The sequence below is a fragment of the Streptomyces sp. NPDC018947 genome (genome assembly GCF_044390505.1).
Lineage (GTDB): Bacteria > Actinomycetota > Actinomycetes > Streptomycetales > Streptomycetaceae > Streptomyces.
In genome coordinates, this window is sequence record NZ_JBIRZD010000004.1 from 40042 (window position 1) to 46634 (window position 6593).

Sequence of the window (6593 nt, forward strand, 5' to 3'; positions counted from 1 at the left end):
GGAGTCCCGGGGCAGCCCCTTTCTCGGCTCACCCCGGAGGGTTACGCCTCCTTGCTCAGGTTCGGACCGGCGCCGCCGGCCGCCTGCTCGATCGGCGGAACGTCGGGGAGCGCCGACTTCTCCTCACCCCGGAAGGTGAAGGTCTTGGCCTCGCCCTCGCCCTCGGTGTCCACGACCACGATGTGACCGGGACGCAGCTCGCCGAAGAGGATCTTCTCCGACAGCGAGTCCTCGATCTCGCGCTGGATCGTGCGACGCAGCGGACGCGCGCCCAGCACGGGGTCGTAGCCCTTCTTGGACAGCAGCTCCTTGGCGGACTGGGAGAGCTCGATGCCCATGTCCCGGTCCTTCAGGCGCTCGTCCACCTTGCCGATCATCAGGTCGACGATGGCGAGGATGTCGTCCTGCGTGAGCTGCGGGAAGACGACCACGTCGTCGACGCGGTTGAGGAACTCGGGGCGGAAGTGCTGCTTCAGCTCGTCCGACACCTTGTTCTTCATGCGCTCGTAGTTGGTCTTCGTGTCGCCCGCGGCGGCGAAGCCCAGGTTGAAGCCCTTGGAGATGTCCCGGGTGCCGAGGTTGGTCGTCATGATGATGACCGTGTTCTTGAAGTCCACGACCCGGCCCTGGGAGTCGGTCAGGCGACCGTCCTCCAGGATCTGCAGCAGCGAGTTGAAGATGTCCGGGTGGGCCTTCTCGACCTCGTCGAACAGGACGACCGAGAAGGGCTTGCGGCGGACCTTCTCCGTGAGCTGGCCGCCCTCCTCGTAGCCCACGTAGCCGGGGGGCGAACCGAAGAGGCGGGAGACCGTGTGCTTCTCGCTGAACTCCGACATGTCGAGGGAGATCAGCGCGTCCTCGTCACCGAAGAGGAACTCGGCGAGCGCCTTGGACAGCTCGGTCTTACCGACACCGGACGGACCGGCGAAGATGAACGAGCCACCGGGACGCTTCGGGTCCTTCAGGCCGGCACGGGTACGGCGGATCGCCTTGGACAGCGCCTTGACGGCGTCGACCTGGCCGATGACCCGCTTGTGGAGCTCGTCCTCCATGCGCAGCAGGCGGGACGACTCCTCCTCCGTGAGCTTGAAGACCGGGATGCCGGTCGCCGTGGCGAGGACCTCGGCGATCAGCTCGCCGTCGACCTCGGCGACGACGTCCATGTCGCCGGCCTTCCACTCCTTCTCCCGCTTGGCCTTGGCGGCCAGGAGCTGCTTCTCCTTGTCGCGGAGGGAGGCGGCCTTCTCGAAGTCCTGCGAGTCGATCGCGGACTCCTTGTCGCGGCGGACGCCGGCGATCTTCTCGTCGAACTCGCGCAGGTCCGGCGGCGCGGTCATCCGGCGGATGCGCATCCGGGAGCCGGCCTCGTCGATCAGGTCGATCGCCTTGTCCGGCAGGAAGCGGTCCGAGATGTACCGGTCGGCCAGGGTGGCGGCCTGGACCAGCGCCTCGTCGGTGATGGAGACGCGGTGGTGCGCCTCGTACCGGTCGCGCAGGCCCTTGAGGATCTCGATCGTGTGCGGCAGCGACGGCTCCGCGACCTGGATGGGCTGGAAGCGGCGCTCGAGGGCCGCGTCCTTCTCCAGGTGCTTGCGGTACTCGTCCAGCGTGGTCGCACCGATGGTCTGGAGCTCGCCACGGGCCAGCATCGGCTTCAGGATGCTCGCGGCGTCGATGGCGCCCTCGGCGGCACCCGCACCGACCAGCGTGTGCAGCTCGTCGATGAACAGGATGATGTCGCCGCGGGTGCGGATCTCCTTGAGCACCTTCTTCAGGCGCTCCTCGAAGTCACCGCGGTAGCGGGAGCCGGCGACCAGCGCGCCGAGGTCCAGGGTGTAGAGGTGCTTGTCCTTGAGGGTCTCGGGCACCTCGCCCTTGACGATGGCCTGCGCGAGGCCCTCGACGACGGCGGTCTTGCCGACGCCGGGCTCACCGATGAGGACCGGGTTGTTCTTGGTACGGCGGGACAGCACCTGCATGACCCGCTCGATCTCCTTCTCGCGCCCGATGACCGGGTCGAGCTTGGACTCACGAGCGGCCTGGGTGAGGTTCCGGCCGAACTGGTCGAGGACCAGGGACGTGGAGGGGGTGCCCTCCGCAGGACCGCCGGCGGTGGCGGTCTCCTTGCCCTGGTAACCGGAGAGCAGCTGGATGACCTGCTGCCGCACCCGGTTCAGATCTGCGCCCAGCTTGACCAGGACCTGGGCGGCGACGCCCTCGCCCTCCCGGATCAGGCCGAGCAGGATGTGCTCCGTGCCGATGTAGTTGTGACCGAGCTGAAGCGCCTCGCGGAGCGACAGCTCCAGGACCTTCTTGGCACGGGGAGTGAAGGGAATGTGACCCGACGGGGCCTGCTGGCCCTGCCCGATGATCTCCTCCACCTGCTGGCGGACCGCCTCGAGCGAAATCCCGAGGCTCTCAAGGGCCTTGGCGGCGACACCCTCACCCTCGTGGATCAGGCCCAGGAGGATGTGCTCGGTGCCGATGTAGTTGTGGTTGAGCATCCGGGCTTCTTCCTGAGCCAGGACGACAACCCGCCGCGCGCGGTCGGTGAACCTCTCGAACATCGTTAATCGCTCCTCAGAGCGGTCAGGCAGTAAGGGGAACTTCCCCTCCCTGTCCTTCCGCAGCTTAGTCCCGCAAGCGGGGACCGCTCATTCCAACTGCCGACACCGTCGATGGCCTCCTGACCCCTGACGCCGACATCTGCCACAACCCGATGGTGCGAGACGATGTTCCCGCAGGCCAGGCAGTTACCCCGCTCGCCAGTACGCCGATGGCGAACGTGAGACGGCCCAATCTGCGTGTCGCCCCCTCCCACTAGGGATGTCTTACCCGCTGGGACTGACACTCCATGCCGCGCGGGCCGGTTCCCTCCGCTACGGGCGAACAACCTTGCGCCTCCCCGTACCTCCACGCGCCCCCATTTCCGGCACGCGGTGCGGTCGCTCCGCCACCCAGCGTAACCCGGAGGACTTTTCGGCTGTTGCACGGAACATGGCTGGCGTCCTGCCCACGATTCCCACGGTGCCGTTCCCCCGTCGGCCGCCCGGAAGGAGCGGGGCGTGGGAGCGGGCGCGGTGGTGGTACGAGAGCGGGCTCGGCTGGCCGACGGCGCCCGGGACTCCCCTGCGGCTGCGCACGGGGGTCCGCTTCGACGTCCTGGACGTCCCGGCCGGGGCCGGTCACGCGGCGCTCGCCCGGTCGGCGCCCGGTTTCCCCGTGGCGCTCCGGGCGGGGCGGATGCTGCTGCTCGTGGCGGCGGGCGGCGCGGACGAGCTGCCCGGCCTGCTGGACTGGCTGGAGTGGGGCTCCCTGACGCTCGACCTGCGCGCGATCGGCGCGGGCGGACACGTGGAAGCACCCCTGCCTCCGGAGCCCGGCCCGGCCGGTCTGCCGCCGACGGCGACGGACCGCGACGGTTCACAGGGGGCCGCCGTGTGGCTGCGGCCCCCCGAGCCGGGGGGCGAGGTCGAGGCCTCGCTGCCGACGCTGTCGGCCCTGGGGGGCGCGGGTACCGCCCCCGATCTCGCACGGCTGGTGCACACACTGGCGACGCAGTGCCACCGGATCCGGCTCTCCCGGACGGCGCGCTGACGGCATGCGGGCCGACGCGCGGGCCCGGTGGGTGACGCGGGCCGGGGTGATCAGCCGTTGGCCTTCTCGTACGCCTCGCGGATCATCGCGGGAACACGACCGCGGTCGTTGACCTCGTAACCGTTCTCCTTGGCCCACGCGCGGATCGCCGCGGTGTCCTGGCTGCCGCTCGAGGAGGCGCGGGTCTTGCCGCGACCACCCGAAGCGCGGCCCCCGGTGCGACGGCCGCCCTTCACGTAGGGCTCGAGAAGGCCACGGAGCTTGTCCGCGTTGGCGGTGGTGAGATCGATCTCGTACGTCTTGCCGTCCAGAGCGAACGTCACGGTCTCGTCCGCCTCGCCGCCGTCGAGGTCATCGACAAGAAGGACCTGAACCTTCTGTGCCACCGGGTTTTCCTTTCATCGATATCTTGAGGGTCGGAGTCCGCCGGCGTCCGCCGTATCGCCGTCCCTTGTTATATGCAGTACTGCAGTACGTCGGAAAGCAAACCGCTTTTGCCGGAAAAACACAAACCCCCGGCGGGAACCCGTAGCCCCGCCCCGGCCCGGAAAGATACGCGTTTCGGACATAGGGCACCCGCGAACGGTCCTCCGGCGGAATAAACCTGGGGATGGGGCGTGGATGGGGTTGTCGTTCCCGGCTCCTCTTGACCAAGCCCGGCGAACCCCCGCACGGCTCGGCTCTCACCGAACGATCACAGATGGAGAAGCATCCGGCTGTTGCCCAAGGTGTTCGGTTTCACTCGTTCGAGCCCCAGGAACTCCGCCACGCCCTCGTCATAGGAACGCAGCAGCTCCGCGTAGACATCCGCGTCGACGGGTGTCTCTCCGATCTCCACGAAGCCGTGCTTGCCGAAGAACTCCACTTCGAAGGTGAGACAGAATACGCGGCGAACACCCAGCCAGCGGGCGGTGTCCAGCAACTTCTCCAGCAACCGATGCCCCACGCCGGCGCCCTTCAGGCCCGGCTTCACCGCGAGAGTGCGCACTTCCGCGAGGTCTTCCCACATCACGTGCAGGGCACCGCAGCCGACCACCTCGGCGTTGTCGTCCCGTTCCGCGACCCAGAACTCCTGGATGCTCTCGTAAAGCGTCACCATCGCTTTGTCGAGCAGGATCCGGTCGCGGACGTACGCGTCGAGGAGGCGGCGTACGTCCGGGACATCGCTGGTGCGGGCCCGCCGGACGGTGATGGCATTTGGCATGTGCGGACGCTATCGCTCGCCGGTGTCCGCTTCCGAGCCGGGTCCCGGCGCGGGGGTTTCCGGTCCCTGCACGATGCGGATGGCGTCTCGGAGTGTCCGGCGCTGTTCCTCGCTCATCATGCCGAAGAAGGCGATGAGAGCGGCGGCGGCGTTGTCGCTCTGCGACCACGCGTCGTTCATCAGCGCGGCGGCGTAGGCGGCTCGGGTGGAGACCGCCTCATATCGATAGGCCCGGCCTTCCGCCTCGCGGCGCACCCAGCCCTTCTGATGGAGATTGTCCAGGACGGTCATCACGGTCGTGTACGCGATGGACCGTTCCTGTTGGAGATCTTCCAGGACTTCCCGAACGGTCACCGGGCGGTTCCACTTCCACACCCGCGTCATGACCGCGTCTTCGAGTTCTCCCAATGGGCGAGGCACGCTCACGACGATAGTGGGAAAACCGGGGGATGGCGTGACGGACGTGCAGGTTTGTGGATTTTCCTGGACGTCTGCGATCAAAAAGGGCGTACGGCTCGTCGGTGCGGGTGCGCCGGCGAGCCGTACGGGGTTGCTCGGTGATGCTGCGTGACGAAGCTGTGCGGCGCCCTTCGCGGGCGGGGGCGCGGTCGGGTGGTGCGCGCTCAGGCTTCCGGGGTGGATGCCTTGCCGCGGGCGGCCTCCGCGCGCGCGAGGGCGGCGTCCACGGCCGCGTCCTCCTTGGCCATGTTGGCCCCGCCCTGGGTCTTCACGATCACCCTGACGACGCCGATGAAGAAGGCCGCCATGACGGCCGGGGGGAGCAGCGCGGAGACGTAGTCCATGGGTCCAGGGTAGCCAGGCCGGTTCAGCCCGCGGCGAGGTGGTGCCGGGAGCCGGCGGGGGGTGGGGTCGGCTTGCGGCGGGGGAAGACTTCGCCGGGCGTGGGGATGGGACGCTTCGGGTCGGCGGGGGGCGCCGGGTCGGCCGGGGCGGGGCGGGGGGCCGGCTTCTGCGGGGGCTTTCCGCCGGGGAGGGCCTGCAGGTGGGTGCGGGCCGCGGGAAGGGTGACCGTGGGCGTGGCCTGCCGGGGTGCGCAGCGGGCCAGGAGGGCGGCGGCGGTGGGGTTGCCGCGCAGGGCCCTCAGGGCGGAGAGGTCGTCCGCGCCGGGGCGGTGGCCGGCCGCAAGGGCCTCGTCGAGGAGGGTGAGGTAGCCGGTGACGCTGCCGGGGAGGGCGGCGCGGTACCGGGCGAGGTCGGCCATCAGGAAGTCGCGCAGCCGGGCGCTCTCCCCCATCGCCTCGTCGAGCGACTCCGCGAGGCGGAGGCAGTCCTGGACGTCCTCGGCCGAGACGGGGCTGGGGTTCAGGGCGAGGGCGAGGGCGCGCCGGAGCACACGCAGCTCCTGAGCGCCGAACGCCATGCCGCCTCGGGATCCGTATGGCGTGGGCATGGGGCGACGATACGCGCTAATCAGACAAACTTGGCATAGCGGGCGGGTGTGGCGCGGGGGTGCCACCCGTATGCGGGTGCCTGCGGGTGCCTGCGGGTGCCTGCGGGTGCCTGCGGCGCTTGAGTGGAGGGCCTGCGGCGGCCTGTGCGGGTTCGGTGGGGGTGGGGGGTGCCTGCGGCGGCCTGTGCGGCTTCGGTGGGGGTGCGGGGTGCCTGCGGCGGCCTGTGCGGCTCCGGTGGGGGTGCGCGGTGCGCGTTCGGTGGTCTTGTGGGTCGGGGCCGGGGGGGGGGGGGGGGGGGGGGGGGGGGGGGGGGGGGGGGGGGGGGGGGCCCGGGGGGGGGGGGGGGGGGGCGGCCCCCCCCCCCCCGGGGCCCCCCCCCC

General features: G+C 70.0%; 7 protein-coding genes. 1 reads left to right on the forward strand and 6 read right to left on the reverse strand.

The features are described 5' to 3' along the window. Window positions 1-41: 41 nt before the first annotated feature. Window positions 42-2567: an ATP-dependent Clp protease ATP-binding subunit gene (locus ACH499_RS10415; protein ID WP_356205938.1), complete on the reverse strand. Its 2526-nt coding sequence runs from the start codon at window positions 2565-2567 to the stop codon at window positions 42-44. Window positions 2568-2997: 430 nt separating this feature from the next. Here ACH499_RS10415 and ACH499_RS10420 point away from each other — a divergent pair, with 430 nt between their 5' ends. Further along, window positions 2998-3597, forward strand: coding sequence for an SCO3374 family protein (locus tag ACH499_RS10420; RefSeq protein WP_399014809.1), 600 nt, complete (start codon window positions 2998-3000; stop codon window positions 3595-3597). Window positions 3598-3647: 50 nt separating this feature from the next. Here ACH499_RS10420 and ACH499_RS10425 read toward each other — a convergent pair whose 3' ends face one another. The 5 genes from ACH499_RS10425 to ACH499_RS10445 form a co-directional block, all read right to left on the reverse strand. Next, window positions 3648-3983: an Lsr2 family protein gene (locus tag ACH499_RS10425; protein WP_356205936.1), complete on the reverse strand. Its 336-nt coding sequence runs from the start codon at window positions 3981-3983 to the stop codon at window positions 3648-3650. Window positions 3984-4291: 308 nt separating this feature from the next. Next, window positions 4292-4801: an amino-acid N-acetyltransferase gene (locus ACH499_RS10430; protein WP_356205935.1), complete on the reverse strand. Its 510-nt coding sequence runs from the start codon at window positions 4799-4801 to the stop codon at window positions 4292-4294. Window positions 4802-4810: 9 nt separating this feature from the next. Beyond that, complete coding sequence (locus ACH499_RS10435; protein WP_356205972.1) at window positions 4811-5209, reverse strand: BlaI/MecI/CopY family transcriptional regulator; 399 nt, start codon at window positions 5207-5209, stop codon at window positions 4811-4813. Window positions 5210-5424: 215 nt separating this feature from the next. Beyond that, window positions 5425-5604, reverse strand: coding sequence for a hypothetical protein (locus ACH499_RS10440; protein ID WP_399014811.1), 180 nt, complete (start codon window positions 5602-5604; stop codon window positions 5425-5427). A 23-nt stretch (window positions 5605-5627) separates the two neighbouring features. Continuing rightward, window positions 5628-6212 (reverse strand): hypothetical protein, encoded by a 585-nt coding sequence (locus ACH499_RS10445; RefSeq protein WP_399014814.1) that lies wholly within the window; start codon window positions 6210-6212, stop codon window positions 5628-5630. Window positions 6213-6593: the final 381 nt, after the last annotated feature.

Bases quoted from the DNA above. Each gene is read 5' to 3' on its own strand.
- ACH499_RS10415 (WP_356205938.1), bottom strand. From the start codon at position 2,567: ATGTTCGAGAGGTTCACCGACCGCGCGCGGCGGGTTGTCGTCCTGGCT.
- ACH499_RS10420 (WP_399014809.1), top strand. From the start codon at position 2,998: ATGGCTGGCGTCCTGCCCACGATTCCCACGGTGCCGTTCCCCCGTCGG.
- ACH499_RS10430 (WP_356205935.1), bottom strand. From the start codon at position 4,801: ATGCCAAATGCCATCACCGTCCGGCGGGCCCGCACCAGCGATGTCCCG.
- ACH499_RS10440 (WP_399014811.1), bottom strand. From the start codon at position 5,604: ATGGACTACGTCTCCGCGCTGCTCCCCCCGGCCGTCATGGCGGCCTTC.
- ACH499_RS10445 (WP_399014814.1), bottom strand. From the start codon at position 6,212: ATGCCCACGCCATACGGATCCCGAGGCGGCATGGCGTTCGGCGCTCAG.